The 14,125-nt window shown below is 67.0% G+C and carries 12 protein-coding genes; 3 read left to right on the top strand and 9 right to left on the bottom strand.

From position 1 onward, the window contains the following. Positions 1 to 3 precede the first annotated feature (3 nt). The 3 genes from AB4Z42_RS27400 (at position 4) to AB4Z42_RS27390 (ending at position 2,524) form a co-directional block, all read left to right on the top strand. Positions 4 to 1,494 (top strand): amidase, encoded by a 1,491-nt coding sequence (locus AB4Z42_RS27400; RefSeq protein WP_442012399.1) that lies wholly within the window; start codon positions 4 to 6, stop codon positions 1,492 to 1,494. A gap of 11 nt (positions 1,495 to 1,505) precedes the next feature. Next, positions 1,506 to 2,054, top strand: coding sequence for a CAP domain-containing protein (locus AB4Z42_RS27395; protein ID WP_442012398.1), 549 nt, complete (start codon positions 1,506 to 1,508; stop codon positions 2,052 to 2,054). A 128-nt stretch (positions 2,055 to 2,182) separates the two neighbouring features. Beyond that, positions 2,183 to 2,524: a hypothetical protein gene (locus AB4Z42_RS27390; RefSeq protein WP_442012397.1), complete on the top strand. Its 342-nt coding sequence runs from the start codon at positions 2,183 to 2,185 to the stop codon at positions 2,522 to 2,524. 100 nt (positions 2,525 to 2,624) lie between these two features. Here the strand turns inward: AB4Z42_RS27390 and era are convergent, their stop codons facing one another. From era to AB4Z42_RS27345, 9 genes are all read right to left on the bottom strand, one after another. After that, positions 2,625 to 3,536 (bottom strand): GTPase Era, encoded by a 912-nt coding sequence (era, locus tag AB4Z42_RS27385; RefSeq protein ID WP_442012396.1) that lies wholly within the window; start codon positions 3,534 to 3,536, stop codon positions 2,625 to 2,627. After that, complete coding sequence (locus AB4Z42_RS27380) at positions 3,533 to 3,859, bottom strand: cytidine deaminase (protein ID WP_442012395.1); 327 nt, start codon at positions 3,857 to 3,859, stop codon at positions 3,533 to 3,535. The genes era and AB4Z42_RS27380 overlap by 4 nt, the downstream gene beginning before the upstream one ends. Further along, positions 3,843 to 5,132 carry a hemolysin family protein gene (locus AB4Z42_RS27375; RefSeq protein WP_442012394.1) on the bottom strand — a complete coding sequence of 430 codons (1,290 nt, stop codon included), beginning with the start codon at positions 5,130 to 5,132 and terminating at the stop codon, positions 3,843 to 3,845. Before AB4Z42_RS27375 ends, AB4Z42_RS27380 begins: the two co-directional genes overlap by 17 nt. After that, entirely contained in the window at positions 5,129 to 5,665 is a 537-nt protein-coding gene (gene ybeY, locus AB4Z42_RS27370) for an rRNA maturation RNase YbeY (protein WP_442012393.1), read from the bottom strand. Before ybeY ends, AB4Z42_RS27375 begins: the two co-directional genes overlap by 4 nt. Before the next feature lie 12 nt (positions 5,666 to 5,677). Continuing rightward, the gene (locus AB4Z42_RS27365) at positions 5,678 to 6,712 is read right to left on the bottom strand and encodes a PhoH family protein (protein WP_442012392.1); all 1,035 of its coding nucleotides are present in this window, start codon (positions 6,710 to 6,712) and stop codon (positions 5,678 to 5,680) included. Positions 6,713 to 6,818: 106 nt separating this feature from the next. Beyond that, positions 6,819 to 11,255 carry a nocobactin polyketide synthase NbtC gene (gene nbtC, locus AB4Z42_RS27360; RefSeq protein ID WP_442012391.1) on the bottom strand — a complete coding sequence of 1,479 codons (4,437 nt, stop codon included), beginning with the start codon at positions 11,253 to 11,255 and terminating at the stop codon, positions 6,819 to 6,821. Continuing rightward, positions 11,194 to 12,501, bottom strand: a complete 1,308-nt coding sequence (locus tag AB4Z42_RS27355; RefSeq protein WP_442012390.1) for a polyketide synthase — start codon at positions 12,499 to 12,501, stop codon at positions 11,194 to 11,196. Before AB4Z42_RS27355 ends, nbtC begins: the two co-directional genes overlap by 62 nt. An 11-nt stretch (positions 12,502 to 12,512) precedes the next feature. Continuing rightward, positions 12,513 to 13,238: a thioesterase II family protein gene (locus AB4Z42_RS27350; protein WP_442012389.1), complete on the bottom strand. Its 726-nt coding sequence runs from the start codon at positions 13,236 to 13,238 to the stop codon at positions 12,513 to 12,515. A gap of 107 nt (positions 13,239 to 13,345) precedes the next feature. Then, a complete protein-coding gene (locus tag AB4Z42_RS27345; protein WP_442012388.1) occupies positions 13,346 to 14,125 on the bottom strand; it encodes a 16S rRNA (uracil(1498)-N(3))-methyltransferase in 780 nt (259 codons plus the stop codon).

Here is a 14,125-nt window from a genome sequence, read left to right as displayed (position 1 = left end):
GTGATGGCCCAACCTTTCCGATTCCCGACACTCACTCAGCAGCTCTTTCAGCTGGCGAGTGGTTCCGTCACGTCCGATGACCTGGTGCGTCGATCGCTCGACGCGATCGCGGCCAGTCAGCCCACGCTCAACGCGTTCCGGGTGGTGCTGGCCGACCAGGCGCTGGCCGCCGCCGCCGAGGCGGACCGCAAACGTGCAGCGGGTGAACAACTTCCGCTGCTCGGCATCCCCATCGCGGTGAAGGACGATGTCGATATAAAGGGCGTGCCCACCAGATTCGGCGCAGGCGGCCCGGGCCGGCCGGCCACTGCCGACGCCGAGGTCGTTCGGCGACTGAAGGCGGCGGGCGCGGTCATCGTCGGCAAGACCAACACCTGCGAGTTGGGTCAGTGGCCGTTCACCAGCGGGCCCGCCTTCGGTCACACCCGCAACCCGTGGTCGCGCGAGCACACACCGGGCGGATCGTCCGGCGGCAGCGCCGCGGCGGTGGCGGCCGGCCTGGTGGCCGCGGCGATCGGATCGGACGGCGCGGGCAGCGTCCGCATCGCTGCGGCGTGGACGCACCTGGTCGGCATCAAACCGCAGCGCGGCAGGATCTCCACCTGGCCATTGCCCGAAGCGTTCAACGGCATCACCGTCAACGGCGTGCTCGCCCGCACGGTCACCGACGCGGCGATCGTGCTCGACGCGGCATCGGGCAACGCTCCCGGTGATCTGCACAAGCCGCCGCCGGTACAGGTGTCGGACTACGTCGGTCAGGCGCCCGGTCCCCTGCGAATCGCGCTGTCCACCAAGTTCCCCTACACCGTGTTCCGGGCCAAGCTGCATCCCGAGATCCGCGCCTCACTCGAAGCCACGGCGGCGCAGCTCGAAGAGCTCGGGCACACAATCGTGTCCGCCGATCCCGGCTACAACCTGGCGATGTCGTGGAGCTTCCTGTCGCGGTCGACGTCGGGACTGATCGAGTGGGCCGACCGTCTCGGCAGCGATGTCGAACTGGACAAGCGCACGCGGGCCAATATCCGCACGGGCTGGCTGTTGTCGCAGAACACGCTGCGCAAGGCCCGCGCCCGTGAGGCCGCGTCACACCGTCGCATCGGGTGGATCTTCAATATCGCCGACGTCGTACTGGCGCCGACGACCGCGCAGCCGGCCCCGGAAGTGCACGATTTCGACACCCTCGGCGGCCTGGCCACCGACCGCGCCATGATCCGGGCCTGCCCCGTCACCTGGCCCTGGAACCTGCTGGGATGGCCGTCGATCAATGTGCCCGCCGGCTTCACCTCCGACGGCCTGCCGATCGGCGTGCAGTTGATGGGCCCGGCCAACAGCGAGCCGCTGTTGATCTCACTCGCCGCCGCGCTCGAGGCGATCAACGGTTGGTCGAACAAGCAGCCGCAGGTCTGGTGGACGCAGTCGATGGCACCGGATCCGGAGCCGACCGGCCCTCAAGACCAGCCCATTGAGGAGATCACGCCCGGCGAAGTGGCGTAATGTCATCGACCATGTCAGCGCGGAACTGGGCTTATGCTCTCCCGGCACTGGCCGTGGTGGGCGGCGGCATCGCCGCAATGCCGACGGCTCACGCCGATAACAAGCGCCTCAACGACGGCGTCGTCGCCAACGTCTACACGATGCAGCATCAGGCCGGGTGTACGACCGACATCAAGATCAACCCGAAACTACGGCTGGCCGCTCAATGGCACACCAACGATGTGCTCAACAACCGCGCCCTTAACGGCGACATCGGTTCGGACGGGTCCACGGTCGCCGATCGGGCGCGCAACGCCGGCTACGCCGGGGTGGTCGCCGAGACGACGGCGATCAATCCGGCGCTGGCCATCAGCGGCATCGAACTGATCAATCAGTGGTATCACCGGCCTGACTACAACGCGATCATGTCAAACTGCGCCAACGTTGACATCGGTGTGTGGTCAGCAAACTTGATCGACCGCACCGTCGTGGTCGCGGTCTACGGCACGGGTGATGGCGCACCTCCGGTGCAATCGCCAGGCAGGCCGTTCGGACAGCCCGGCGCCGGCGCTCCCGGCTAACTTCGGCGTTGCGCCGAAATCTTTGCCATCACGACGAAGAATGGGAAGTCCCTATTTAAATTCATGTCCTGCGGGGCTATCGTCGACTTGTCGTCGGGGCGTCGAATTTTTATTACCTGGGAGGACTAATGCGTACTACTTTCACGAGGGCCGTCGCACCGGCGTTGGCCGTTGCGGGCCTGCTGGCGGGCGTCAGCATGCCGACCGCATCGGCTCAGTCACGCGAAGTCGTGTTCGAGGTCACCGGATCGGGCACCGTGTACTCGATCGACCTCGACCCGGGCGGCCGCGTCCCGGAGGACACCGCGGCACCGTTCACTGCGACCCAGTCGATCGGCCCTGACGTGTCGCTGCTCCAGGTGGTCGTGGTCACCAAGAGCGGAAGCCAGGGGTGCCGCATCACGCTCGACGGCGTAGTGGTGGCCGAAGAGGCGCCGGGCGACGCCGCCCACTGCATCGCGTACCTGTAACCGGTCGCCGAGACTGCGTACAGATCGCGCGATCGCGAAATTTCGCGATCTGTCCGCAGTTTCGAACTCAACGGCGCTGAATTGCTCTTCGCGCAAGCGCTCAGAACCCCAGCCGGCCGAGCTGTTTGGGGTCGCGCTGCCAGTTCTTGGCGATCTTCACCCGTAGGTCGAGATAAACCTTTGTGCCCAAGAGCTTTTCGATCTGTGTGCGTGCGGCGGTGCCGACCTCACGCAGCCTCGCGCCGCCCTTGCCGATCACGATGCCCTTCTGGCTGTCGCGCTCGACGTAGAGGATGGCGTGGACGTCGATCAACTCGCCTTGTTCAGGTGTGCGTCCTTCGCGTGGCTCGACCTCTTCGATCACCACCGCCAGCGAGTGGGGCAGCTCGTCGCGCACACCTTCCAGTGCGGCCTCGCGGATCAGCTCGGCCATCAGCACTTCCTCGGGCTCGTCGGTGAGTTCGCCGTCTGGGTAGAACGCCGGCCCCGGCGGTAGCTGGGCGGCCAGCACGTCGGTCAGCACGTCGAGGTTCTCGCCCGTGGTCGCCGACACAGGAACGATCTCGGCGTCCGGACCGACCAGCTCGCTCACCGCCATCAGTTGGGCGGCAACGCGATCCCTTGGCACCTTGTCGGTCTTGGTGACGATCGCGACCAGCGTCGTCCTGGGCGCGATGGCCCGCACCTGTTCGAGGATCCACCGGTCCCCCGGGCCGATCCGCTCGTCGGCGGGAATGCACACCCCGATCACGTCGACCTCGGAGTAGGTGTCCTTCACGAGCTCGTTGAGCCGCTGCCCCAGCAGGGTTCGCGGCCGGTGCAGGCCCGGGGTGTCGATCAGGATGATCTGAAAGTTGTCGCGATGCACGATGCCGCGGATGGTGTGGCGCGTGGTCTGCGGCCGGTTGGACGTGATCGCCACCTTGGTACCGACCAGGGCGTTGGTCAACGTCGACTTGCCCGTGTTGGGCCGACCGATGAAGCAGACGAAGCCCGAACGGAACTCGCTCACTGCGGGTTGCCCGCCCGATCGGTGACGATCACCGTCGCATCCGCCGACAGTTCGCGCACCGCGGCGACGCCCGCATCGTCGACGGTGCCACCGACCAGAACGGCGGCCTCCAGTCCTGCCGCACCGCTGGACACCGCCGCGGCGACCGCCGCCTGAAGCGCGGTCAGCGCCAGCGAGTCCAGCGCCACGGGCGCGCCTGCGTAGGTACGCCCGTCGAGGTCGCGCACCGCCGCGCCACTGGATGCCTCGGCCCGCCCCATCGCGCCGCGCGCCAGCGTGACCAGCTTTGCGTCCTCGGCATCGAGCTCACTCATCGTCACCATCCAGGGGCTCGGTCGGACTCACAAGAACGGTGCCGACGCGGACACGCCCGCGGTGATCCCGCCCGCCCTCGGCGCGCAATCGCAGTCCGTCCCAAGTCACCTCGGCCCCCGGCAGCGGGACGCGACCCAGTTCGAAAGCGACAAGGCCGCCGACCGTGTCGACGTCGAAGTCCTCATCGAACTCGATGTCGTACAGCTCGCCGAGATCCTCGATCGGCAGGCGTGCCGACACCCGGTACCGCTGCTCGCCCAGCTCTTCCACCGGAGCGACTTCGTCGGTGTCGTACTCGTCGGCGATCTCGCCGACGATCTCCTCGAGCACGTCCTCGATCGTGACCAGCCCTGCGATCGCGCCGTATTCGTCGACCAGCAGCACCATGTGGACACGGTCGAGCTGCATCTCCCGCAACAGGGCGTCCAACGGTTTGGAGTCCGGCACGAACGCCGCGGGCCGCATCACGTCGGACACCTTGGTGTCGCTTCCACCGTTGTTCGAGGTATACGTCCGCTGGACAAGGTCTTTCAGATACACGACACCGACGACGTCGTCGACGTTCTCGCCGATCACCGGAATGCGCGAATGTCCGCTGCGCACTGCCAGCGACGTCGCCTGACCCGCGGTCTTGTCGCTTTCTATCCACACCATTTCGGTGCGGGGCACCATCACTTCACGGGCCGGGGTGTCGCCCAGTTCGAACACCGACTGGATCATCCGCCGCTCGTCGTCGGCGACCACACCCCGCTGCTGGGCCATGTCGACGACCTCACGAAGTTCGATCTCGGACGAGAACGGTCCGTTCCGGAAACCGCGGCCCGGCGTCAGCGCGTTACCGATCAACACCAGCAGCCGGCTCACCGGGGTGAGCACCACCGAAATGGCTTGCAGCGGAAGCGCGGCCAACAACGAGATGGTGTAGGCGTTCTGCCTGCCGATCGTCCTGGGACCGACACCGATCGCGACGAAGCTGACCACCGTCATGATCGCCGCCGCCGAGATGAGTCCCCAGCTGACCCCGGTGTAGTCGTCGAGGTAGGCCGCCAGCAGCACGGTCGCGCTAACCTCGCACGCGATTCTGAGCAGCACACAGAGGTTGATGAAGCGTGGCCGCTCGGCCATCACCCTGGCGAGTCGCACGGCACCGGGACGTTCGTCGCGCACGAGTTCCTCGACCCGGGCGATGGAGACCGTGCTGATGGCCGCATCGGTTGCCGCGAACAGACCGGCCACACCGACCAGGACGATCGCGCTGATCAACTGTCCGAGATTGTTCACTGTTCGTCGAAGAATCGGGACTTGTCCACCAACCGCCGGTCCTTCTCGGACTGACGATCCTGGTGATACGCCTCGACCTGATCGGCGACCCACTCCTCGAGCAGTTCTTTCTGCAGCGCGAACATCTCCTTTTCCTCATCGGGTTCGGCGTGGTCGTACCCCAGCAGGTGCAGTACCCCGTGCACCGTCAGCAACGCGAGTTCCTGTCCGAGCGAATGGCCCGCCGCGGCCGCCTGATCGGCGGCGAAGGGCGGGCACAGCACGATGTCGCCGAGCATCGACGGCCCTGGCTCCGGCGCGTCCGGCCGGCCACCGGGCTCGAGTTCGTCCATCGGGAAGCTCATCACGTCGGTGGGACCCGGCAGGTCCATCCACCGCATGTGCAGATCCGCCATCGCCGAGGTGTCGAGCAACACCATCGAGAGTTCGGCGGCGGGATTCACCTTCATCTTGCGGATGACGAATCGGGCGATGCTGATCAGTTCCTCTTCGGAAACGTCGATGCCCGATTCGTTGGACACCTCAATGCTCATCGTCGGATTCCGTTACCGCCGCGGCCGACTACCGGAAGCACGCCGTTGCGCCCGGTTCATCAGATCGGGCTCGTCGGACTTCGCGTACGCATCGACGATGTCGGCGACCAGCCGGTGCCGGACGACGTCGGCGCTGGTGAGCTCGGCGAAGTGGATGTCGTTGATGCCGTCGAGAATTCGCATAGCCGCATGCAGGCCCGACGTTGCGCCACCGGGCAGGTCCAGCTGGGTGATGTCGCCGGTGACGACGATCTTCGAGCCGAAGCCGAGCCGCGTCAGGAACATCTTCATCTGCTCGCCGGTGGTGTTCTGCGCCTCGTCGAGAATGATGAACGCATCCGAAAGGGTACGGCCGCGCATATATGCCAGGGGTGCGACCTCAATGATGCCCGCGTTCATCAACTTTGGGATCGACTCGGGATCCATCATGTCGTGGAGCGCGTCGTACAGCGGCCGCAGATACGGGTCGATCTTCTCGCTCAGCGTGCCGGGCAGGAAGCCGAGGCGTTCGCCGGCCTCCACCGCGGGGCGGGTCAGGATGATCCTGTTGACCTTCTTCGACTGTAATGCGTTGACGGCCTTGGCCATTGCCAGATAGGTCTTGCCGGTACCCGCGGGACCGATGCCGAACACGATGGTGTGCGCGTCGATGGCATCGACGTAGCGCTTCTGGTTCAGCGTCTTCGGGCGGATGGTCTTGCCGCGGCGCGACAGAATGTCGAGCGTCAGTACCTCCGCCGGTGATTCGTTGCCGCTTCCGGTGAGCATGGCCACGCTGTGCTTGACGGCATCAGTGGTGAGCCGCTGGCCGCTGGCCACGATCGCGATGAGTTCGGAGAACACCCGCTCGGCGAGGGCCACATCGGCGGGCTCCCCGGACAGGGTGAGCGCGTTGCCGCGGACGTGGATATCCGCCGCCAGGATGCGTTCGAGCGCGCGCAGATTTTCGTCGGCGGATCCAAGCAGGCCCATGACGAGGTCGGGCGGAACATCGATGCTGCTGCGAACGGTCGCGTCGGAGTCAGCGTTCGTCTCGCTGGGCGTCACGTGCGGTTTTCTGCCTGCTTTCTGGGTCCTGGCCTGGTTCTCGGCCTACAAGCCACCAGTTTACCGCTGGCCACCGTCGCGGCCCAACAGTTGACGCCTGAGCCCCTCAGCTGCGCTGGGCGGCGAATACGTACTGGTCCAGCAGCGACAGTGGATGTTCGGCGCTCGGCAGGGTCTGTACCGGCGTGAAGCCGCTCGCGGCGAGCTCGTGATGCCACTCGTCCTGGGTCAGGAAGATTCGGTCAGTGCCGGCCCGGACGTCGGTCAGACCCACCTGCGGCCGGTCCGGTGGCGGCGACATCAGGAAATACACCGAGGTCATGAACGAGCAGTGCGCCTTGCACACCTCGATGAACACGACCGCGCCGCCGGGGCGCAGCAGGTCATGGATCTCCCCCAGTGTCCGCCGGACGTCGTGGGCGTTGTGGACGACGTTGGACGCGACGACGATGTCGCACGGCGGCTGACGGCGCAGGTCCGCGTTCAGGTCGATGATGCCGAACCGCATCCACGGATGCTGCGCGAAACGTTTCTGCGCGGCCGTGAGGAAGAACGTCGAGACATCGGTGAAGTGGTAGTCGACAGGCAGACCGGTCAGCCCCGCGACGATGTCATCGGTCATGCCGCCGACGCCGGCACCCAGTTCCAGAATGCGCACGGGCGACCTGTCGACCGCCAGCCGCCGCACGGTGTCGGCGACGGCCGTGCGGGCGCCGAGATTCAGATAGCGGCTGATGGCGTTGTCGCGATAGAACGCGTCGGCGGTCGCCGTCGATCCGTTCGGGAACAGCAGCTCCTGCACGCTGACGCGGTCGGCAACCAGATCCGCCAGATGTCTGTTGCAGTCGTCGAGGAACTGACCGAAGGGCGGGAGGTAGCCGAGGTCCGTGCACACCGCGGTCAGGTCGGATCGGGCGGGGGGCAGCAGCTCTCGCGCCTTGCGGTATCCGCCGTCGTGGTCGATGAACGCGCGCGACGTCAATTCGGTCAGCCACTGTCGCAGCACCCAGCGGTGCCGTTCCGCGAATTGCAGGCCCTCGGCGATCTCATCGACCGTGTGGGCCTCTCCGTCGCCGAGCACGGGCGCGAGCAGACGCCAGATGGCGCCCAGCCCGAACAGATCCAGATCATCACGCGCGGAAGGGATCCTGCTCATGTCGAAGTCGGTTCGGACGGCGGCTTTCGGCGGTGGGATGCTCCCACCTGCCGACTCGTTCGCCCCGCTCTTCACCATCGCCACGACGTCACTCAGCGTGGCTCCGCTCAGCAGATCGGAAACCGCCACCTCACAACTGAACTCGGTCTTGACGCGGCGCCGCAGTTGCAGAGCGGTCAGCGAGTCCAAACCCAGCGCCACCAACGGCACAGTCGTATCCAACGCGTGGACGTCGTCGACTCCGATCACGTCGGCCAGCATCGCAAGCAGAACCTGTTCGACGCCCTCACCGGACGGGCGGCTGCGGGTGCCGAGCTCCGGGCCCGACTGCAACGTCGTCACCACCTCATCGATCGACATCCCGCCGAGCAGATCGGAAACTGCTACCTCACAATGGAACTCGGTCTTGATCCGCCTGCGCAGTTGCAGAGCGGTCAGCGAGTCCAGACCCAACGCGACCAACGCCGCGGTGGTATCGAGTGCCTGAGGATCGTCCGCGCCGACCACGTCGGCGAGCAGTTGCAGCACCCGCTGCGGGAGATTCGACGTCTGGGCCGGTATGACGACCGTTGGTCTGGTTGCCAGCTGTGAGAGCGTGGGGCCGTAGCCCAGCGTTCCGAGGACCGCGCGGGCCCGGTCCCAGTCGAACGCCGCCACCGCCGCGTTGACCGGTAACCCGCTGAGCCCCAGCGTGATCGCGTCTTCGGACCGCATCGGGACGTAGCCAACCGCCGAAAGGTTGGCGATGTCGGCGTCATCCTGACCCTGGTAGACCGTCCACTGGCCCCACTGAACCGACACACAGTCGCGGCCTTGGGCGCGCAGCTGCCGGGCGTGGGCGTCGAGCATCCGGTTGATCGCCGCGTACACGATCTTGCCGCGGCCTCCGAGCACCGATGCCGTCGACGAGCACATCAGCACGCGGCAGTCGTCGGCGAGGGCGATGGCGTCCAGGACGTGCGAGATGCCGACGACCTTGCCCGCCAGCGCCCTGCCGAAAGTCGCCTCGGTCAGGTCGGCGAGTTCCATGTCGGCGGCGCCGGCACCGTCCAGTGCGGCGTGGACGACGACGTCGACCCGGTCGATGTCGCCGGCCAATCGCCTGACATCGTCGGCGTCTGAGATGTCGCAGGCGATCACCCGGATATCGGTTGTGCCAGAAGCGATGAGGGGCCGCAGCCGCTCGGCGGTGGCGGGTGTCTCCCCCGACCGGTTCACCAGCGTGATCCGGCGAGCCCCGTCGTGTGCGGCGTACTCGCAGAACTCCATGCCGACGTTTCCGGTGCCGCCGGTGATCAGCACGTGGCGGCCCGTCAACGGCGATGCGGCGGGATTCGTGTCGGTGTCGACGAGACGTTTCGCGTACAGCCCGCCGTCGCGCAATGCCAGTTCGGGTTCCTCGGCGGTGTGCAGCGCCGCGATGATCGCCGCGACCGATTCTGGGCGCGCATGGTCGGGTGACAGATCGAGGTGGCGGAACGCGGTGTCCGGGTATTCGCCGCCGATGCACCGGAATCCAGCGCTGACCGCGGCGGCGACCGGATGCGGTGGGCCATCGGCGGGTACCGCTGGCTCACCGCCCACGGTGATCAGCCAGTACTCCTTCAGCGGTGTCTCCGGTGCGAACCACCACTGCCGGTCGGCGAAGAACCTCGTCACGTGCCGGGCAGCCTCGGCCTGGCTCATGGCGTCGAGTCCGGCCAGCACGACAACGAGGGATTCGACGCCAGCGGTCTCGTCACCCACACCGATCAATCGTGCGGACAGATCCTGGCTTTCGGCGTGCGCACACAATGCCGCGGCGAGGTCGTCGCCACCCGTGTGGCCGATGAAGCCGAGACGCCGCGGCGCAACCATCGAGCGTCGGGTCAGTGCGTGCCATTCCTCGACGATGACCTGGGGCCGTGGGGCGGCCGGCACGGGCGGCGCCACTACCGGCGCAGCGACCGGTGATGCGGAGCCGTGGTAGGGCAACCACAACGAGGTCTCGTTCATCTGCGTGTTCGGAAAGTCCAGCAGCGGAAGCGGTTTGGCTCCGACCGACTCCGTGCGCAGGACGTCCCATCGGTAGTCGATGTCGTTGACCGCCAGCACGGCGAGATTGCGGGTGAACTCGGTCAGGTCGCTCGCCTGTTTCGCGGACGTGCCGACCACCGTCGCGGACTGTGCGCCCAGCACGTCGAGATTCTCCTGCAGTGCGAAATGCAGCGTCGGATGCTCGGCAAGCTCGACGAAGGAGTCGACCCGACCCCTTACGGCCGCCGCCACGGCGCGGTCGAACCGTACGGTGTTGCGCAGGTTCCAGAACCAGTACTCCGCGACGCCGACGTCAGGTGTGACGGACTCTCCGAGAGTCGACCCGATGCAGTCGACATCACTGTCGAGGAACCGTGGGTTGCGTACGCGACCACGCACCGCCGTTTCGATCTGGTCGCGAAACTGGTTGACCATGCTGGTGTGCGCCGGATAGCGAACCGGGATGATGCGGGTGAACCTGCCACCCGCGTCGAGCACGTCCACCGTCGCCACCACGGTGGCGCGGTCCCCGGAAATACCCACCAGCCGTGGCGAATTGATCACCGACACCTGCGCCCACCCGGACTGGCGAGCGAGCACACTCTCGCACTCGTCGCGGTCGGCGGCCACGACCGCCATCGCGTAATCGTCAGAGGAGATGTTCTCGACCGCGCGCGCCCGGGTGCCGACGATCAGCACCGCATCGTCGAGGGTCATCTTTGCCGACAGGTACGCGCCGGCAATCTCGCCTTGACTGTGACCGACGACGGCGTCGGCGTCGACACCGACCGAACGCCACATCGCCCCGAGCGCAACCATCTGCATGAACAGCGCCGACTGCACCACCGTGGTGCCGTCGCCGATGTCACCGGTGCCCAGCAGGTAGCCCAGCGGCGATTCGCCGAACAGTTCTTCGAACAGCAGGTGGCAGCGGTCGGCCTCGGCTCGGAAGGCCGGAGCCGACTCGTAGAAGACGGCGCCCATCCCCGGCCGCTGCCCGCCTTGGCCCGGCAGGACGTACGCGAGACGGCGCGCCGCGGCGGCGCCGTCGCCACGGACCACCGCGGTGTGCTCGCGGCCGTCGGCCACCGATCGCAGGGCGGGCGCGAGGCCGTCACCGTCGGTCACCATCGACAGCGCGCGGTATCGTCTCGCCACGCGGGTCCGAAACAGCATGTCGGCCAGGCGTTCCGGCGGGACGGCAGGGTGATCGGCCAGGTATGTCAACAGGGCGGCGGCCTCGGCGCGCAGGAGATTCGGGGTGTCCGCCGACAGCAGCACCGGAACGGTCCCGTCGGGCAGCCGGTACTCAGAAATCGTCGTGCTCCTCTCGGACCGGCATGCTGATGATGGTGTGGGCGTTGACTCCATCCGCGCCGTACGACGACACCGCGCCGTATCGGTTTCCGCCCTTCGGCTGGAAGGGATGCAATTTGGTGGCCAAGCGCAGATTCGACGAGTCCCAGTCGACCTGTGTAGTGGGGTTGTCGGCGAACAGCGACGCCGGGACATGGCCGTGCCACCCGGCGAGCAGCACCTTGATCAGGCCGAGCATTCCGCCTGCCGCCTGCGCGTGGCCCAGGTTCGACTTCGCCGACCCCACGAACGCGGCGGAACCGGCTGCGCCGTACGTGTTCAGCAGCGCGGTGAGCTCGGCGCGGTCACCGGCTCTGGTCGCGGTGCCGTGTCCCTCGATCATTCCGACGTCCGCGGCGGCGATGCCCGACGTGTCGATGACGCGGCGGATCAGTTTCTCCTGCGCCTCCGAACGCGGCGTCAGGATCGGCTTGCCCCTGCCGTTGTGGTTGTAGTGGCTGGCCAGGATGCGGCCGAAGACGCGATGGCCGAGCCGCCGCGCCCTGGACTCGCGCTCGATCACGACGAATCCGGCGCCCTCGCCCCACAGCGTCCCGCTGGAGTCGTCGGCGTAGACGCGGCAGTGCCCGTCGACGGCCAGTTCGTTCTGTCTGGCGAAGTCGTAGATGATCGCCGGGGATCCCATCACGCAGACACCGCCTGCCAGCGCCCAGTCGCATTCGCCGTTGCGGACCGACGACGCGGCCATGTGCAGCGCGGTCAACGACGACGCGCAGCCGGTGTTCACGGTCGCGGACGGGCCGGCGAAGCCCAGACAGTGCGAGACCCGCCCCGCGATGCCTTCGGTGATGCGGCCGACGGTGCGATAGCCGGAGTACTCGTCGGCCTGACCCCCGGCGGGACCGTATTCGGTCGGATACGCGCCGACGAAGCAGCCCGCTTCTTCCTCGTCGAGCGCGGCGGGATTGATCCCGGTGTTCTCCAGCGCTTTCCACGCCACCCGCATGGCGAGGCGGATCTGCGGACTGGTGACGGCCGCCTCGCGCTGGCTGATCTTGAAGAAGACGGGATCGAACGCGCCGGGGTTCTGCAGAAACCCTCCGACATCGCACGCGTCGGCCCATCCTTCGAGCCGGGACAAGGACAACATGTCGTCGACCGGCCATCCGCGATCGCGCGGGAGCGGGCTGATCAGCTCGCGTGACTCACTCAACGCGGTCCAGTACTCGGATGGAGTGCGCACACCGCCGGGCGCCTCCACCGACATTCCCGATATGACGATCGGGTCGGTGTCGGGCATCGAGGACACCATCAATGAGGTCCGTTTTCGGACAACAGCTCTCTGATGCCATCGAACTGATCGAGCAGGAAGAAGTGGCCGCCGTCGAACATCGTCACGTCGACGTCATCGCTGTGCTCGCGCCACCCGTTCAGATCCGCCATCGAGACGATCGGGTCCTGGTCGCCACCGATCACCTGGATCCTGGCGGCGATGCGTGCGCTTCGGTCGCACGAATATGTCTCTGCGGCAAGGTGATCGGACTTGATGACGGGGAATGTCAGCGTCGCCAGTTCCGGATCGGCAATCACGTCGGCATGCGATCCCCCGAGCCACCGCAGATGGTCGAGCAGACCCTGGTCATCCTTCGGCGCGGCGGGCTTGTCTGCCGCCCGGTGCGGAGCGACGGCCGCCAAGATGGTGAGTTGACGCACTTTCACCCCGGCGGCCTCGGCGATCCTGGCGAATTCGAACGAGACCAGCGCGCCCATGCTGTGGCCGAGGGTGGTGATCGCGTCGCTGCGGTTGAACTCCGATTCGGCGAATTCGGCGAATGCGCCCGCGGCGATGTCCTGCAGGGAGGTCAGCGGCGCTTCGGCGGCCCGATCCTGACGGCCGGGGTACTGGAGCGCGACGACTTCGAAGTCGTCGCTCAGCACCTTCGAGAACTGCCGGTACCACGAGGCGCCGGCTCCGGCATGCGGGAAGATCAACAGCGTCGGTCGATCGGTCGAGTCCCGATTGTGGAATTTCCTCATCCATACCGGACTAGGTTGCATCGATCTCAACCTGCGGGTTTCCGGCGGCATCTCGGGTCAGCACGGTAGGTTAATTTAGCCTAACCTCGCTTGCTGGCGTGGTCTCCCTATGTGCGCGCGTACGGCGCGATCCCCGAACCCGGGGCGGCCCACCGATTCGTGAGCGCGCCGAGCGCGCCCAACGCAACGGCCGCGGCTGTCGACGTGCGCAACACCGTCGGCCCGAGCCGCACCACCGTCGCACCCGCACCGGACAGCGCGGCGATCTCGTCGTCATCGATACCCCCTTCGGGCCCGATGACGAGGATCAGTGATTCGGCCTCGGCGACCGGCACCTCGGTGATCGGCTGCACGGCGGATTCATGCAGGACGAGCACCGGCGTCGAGTCGATGTCGCGTACCCGCTCCACCAACTCGCGCGTCGACACCACCCCGCTGACGGTGGGGATGTGCGCGCGCCGCGATTGGCGCGCCGCCGAGCGGGCCACCGCCCGCCACCGACGCAAACCCTTGTCGACGCGGGGTCGTCCGTCCCAGCGCGCCACGCAACGCGACGACTGCCAGGCGACGAAGGAGTCGGCACCGGCCTCCGTCGCCAGCTCGATGGCCAGTTCAGAACGGTCCGACTTCGGTATGGCCTGCACGACCGTGATCGTTGGTACGGGTGGCGCGACGGCCCGCAGGTCCAGCACCCGGGCGGTCAGCGTGCCCTTGCCGGCGTCCTCGATGACACAGCGCGCAATGCCGCCTGCGCCGTCGCCGAGATCGAGTTTCTCGCCGGGCCGGATCCGCCGCACATTCGCCGCGTGGAAGCCCTCGTCGCCGTCCACCACGACGAGCTCACCTACTGAGGGCAGCGCGTCGACATAGAAGAGCGCTTCGGTCAC

It is taken from the genome of Mycobacterium sp. 2YAF39 (assembly GCF_052114565.1).
Lineage (GTDB): Bacteria > Actinomycetota > Actinomycetes > Mycobacteriales > Mycobacteriaceae > Mycobacterium.
This window is presented reverse-complemented; position numbering and strand designations above follow the sequence as displayed.

What these genes read in the sequence shown, in the direction of transcription:
- AB4Z42_RS27400 (WP_442012399.1), top strand. Translation starts at nt 4, where the DNA reads ATGGCCCAACCTTTCCGATTCCCGACACTCACTCAGCAGCTCTTTCAG.
- AB4Z42_RS27395 (WP_442012398.1), top strand. Translation starts at nt 1,506, where the DNA reads ATGTCAGCGCGGAACTGGGCTTATGCTCTCCCGGCACTGGCCGTGGTG.
- AB4Z42_RS27390 (WP_442012397.1), top strand. Translation starts at nt 2,183, where the DNA reads ATGCGTACTACTTTCACGAGGGCCGTCGCACCGGCGTTGGCCGTTGCG.
- AB4Z42_RS27380 (WP_442012395.1), bottom strand. Translation starts at nt 3,859, where the DNA reads ATGGTGACGATGAGTGAGCTCGATGCCGAGGACGCAAAGCTGGTCACG.
- ybeY (WP_442012393.1), bottom strand. Translation starts at nt 5,665, where the DNA reads ATGAGCATTGAGGTGTCCAACGAATCGGGCATCGACGTTTCCGAAGAG.
- nbtC (WP_442012391.1), bottom strand. Translation starts at nt 11,255, where the DNA reads ATGGAGTCAACGCCCACACCATCATCAGCATGCCGGTCCGAGAGGAGC.
- AB4Z42_RS27355 (WP_442012390.1), bottom strand. Translation starts at nt 12,501, where the DNA reads ATGCCCGACACCGACCCGATCGTCATATCGGGAATGTCGGTGGAGGCG.
- AB4Z42_RS27350 (WP_442012389.1), bottom strand. Translation starts at nt 13,238, where the DNA reads ATGAGGAAATTCCACAATCGGGACTCGACCGATCGACCGACGCTGTTG.